The 459-nt window shown below is 63.6% G+C and carries 1 protein-coding gene; it reads right to left on the minus strand.

All coding sequences use genetic code 11. The annotated features are described in order from the left end of the window. On the minus strand, nucleotides 1–459 hold a 459-nt coding region (locus AACY08_RS29520), incomplete at both ends, for an aromatic ring-hydroxylating oxygenase subunit alpha (RefSeq protein ID WP_339472620.1).

Below are 459 nucleotides of genomic sequence, written 5' to 3' on the forward strand. Positions count from 1 at the left end.
TGCGCAATGATAGCATTCGCGGCCATTTTCCATCACCAGCTTCCAATTGGCATATTCGACCAGCGTCGCTTGATGCGCGAGCTTGGCATGGCCAAGGTTGTGCGGCGCGAGCAGCGGCGTCAGGTCGCGCCGTATCGTGGCGATGTCGGGTGGCGTTTCGGCAAGGCAGACGAACACGGCCCCGGCAACGCGTTCGAGATGGATCGGCTTCAGGCTGTGCTCGCCCTTGTCGAAGACTTCGGGCATCCGTCCCGCCGCGAGCAGACGCCCGTCCAGACCATAGGTCCAGCTGTGATAGGGGCAGATCAGTCGCGCGACATGGCCTTCGCCGGGCTTGCACAGGATCGATCCGCGATGGCGGCAGCTATTGTGAAAGGCGCGCAATTCGCCGTCGCGGCCGTGGACCACCAGCACTGGCCAGCGACCGATCATGAAGGACAGATAGTCGCCGGGCTGGCG

It is taken from the genome of Pseudomonas sp. EL_65y_Pfl1_R83 (assembly GCF_963970695.1).
In the GTDB taxonomy this organism is placed as follows: domain Bacteria; phylum Pseudomonadota; class Gammaproteobacteria; order Pseudomonadales; family Pseudomonadaceae; genus Aquipseudomonas; species Aquipseudomonas tritici.